1 protein-coding gene is annotated in these 1,259 nt (G+C 62.5%); it reads right to left on the bottom strand.

What is annotated here, in order from left to right; translation table 11 throughout:
• Positions 1–97 precede the first annotated feature (97 nt).
• The gene (locus KGB27_RS31355) at positions 98–1,138 is read right to left on the bottom strand and encodes an Ldh family oxidoreductase (protein ID WP_192416258.1); all 1,041 of its coding nucleotides are present in this window, start codon (positions 1,136–1,138) and stop codon (positions 98–100) included.
• Positions 1,139–1,259 lie beyond the last annotated feature (121 nt).

Genomic DNA, 1,259 nt, shown 5'->3' with positions numbered 1-1,259 from the left:
GGCTTGCCCGCGATAGCGGTCGATCAGCCAACATCTATATCGGCTGATCCGCCGCCATCGCCGGCAAGCCGGCTCCTACAAAGTCCGTGTTTTAACGCTAGATTCCGGCTAGTTCGCGCAGATTCGCAAGCGTATCCGCATCCAGCTGAATACCATCAGCGTTGGACTTGGCGCGCTGATGATGGCGGCGATCACCCGGCAACCGTTTGAGCCCCACACCGTGCATCTGCCGCACCAGTTCCTGGCTGCGCTCGGCAAAACTCTGCCCGGCGGCCTTGCTCGGATCGATCACGATCAACAGTTGGCCGGTCCATGGCGTCTTGGCACCAGGGTGGTTTTTCCAGTCGAATTCGAAGGAGAAATTGCCGCCGGTCAACGCCGCCGCCAACAGCTCCACCATCATCGACAACGCCGAACCTTTGTGCCCGCCAAACGGCAGCAACGCCCCACCCTCCAGAATCGCTTTCGGGTCCTGGGTCGGCTGACCGAGGCCGTCCACGCCCATGCCCGCGGGCAAGCGCTCACCCTTGCGTGCGGCGATCTGCACATCGCCATGGGCGATGGCGCTGGTGGCCAGGTCGAAGACAATCGGATCACCGTCCGCGCGCGGAGCGGCGAAGGCAATCGGGTTGGTACCGAACAGCGGGCGATCGGCACCGTGCGGCACCACGCAGGTCATGCTGTTGACCACGCTCAACGCCACCAGCCCTTCATAGGCGAACGGCTCGACGTCCGGCCACAACGCCGCGAAGTGATGGGAATTGCGAATCGCCAACACCGCGATCCCGGCGCTGCGGGCCTTCTCTACCAGCAAGGCGCGTGCGGCGGCGAGCGCCGGTTGGGCGAAGCCATTGCCGGCGTCGACCCGGACAAAACCCGACGCCACGTCTTCAACCACCGGCACGGCCTGGCCATTGACCCAGCCGCTTTTCAGCGTCGACACGTAACCGGGAATGCGGAACACGCCATGACTGTGGGCGCCATCGCGTTCGGCACCGGCGCAGTTGAGGGCCAGTGCCCTGGCGACTTCGGCGGAGGTGCCGTGACGAACGAAAATGCGTTCGAGCAAAAGGACGAGAGAATCAAAATCCAGGGTTGAGTTGGCCGAACTGACTGCCATTTCAGGCGAAGCGGTCATCTGAAGCTCCAGTGTTATTTTTAGAGGCGGGCGACAGGTCGATTAAGCGCTTTTTTACCGGCTTCCTGTCAAGTCTCTCGCGCAAGCAATATGTACCGCACCCAGCCTTTTCCCGCCCCCT

Origin of the sequence: Pseudomonas sp. BF-R-01 (assembly GCF_019946615.1) — a bacterium.
GTDB classification, from domain to species: Bacteria; Pseudomonadota; Gammaproteobacteria; order Pseudomonadales; family Pseudomonadaceae; genus Aquipseudomonas; species Aquipseudomonas migulae.
The sequence above is the reverse complement of the archived record's forward strand: the minus strand, read 5'-3'. Positions and strand labels throughout refer to the sequence as shown.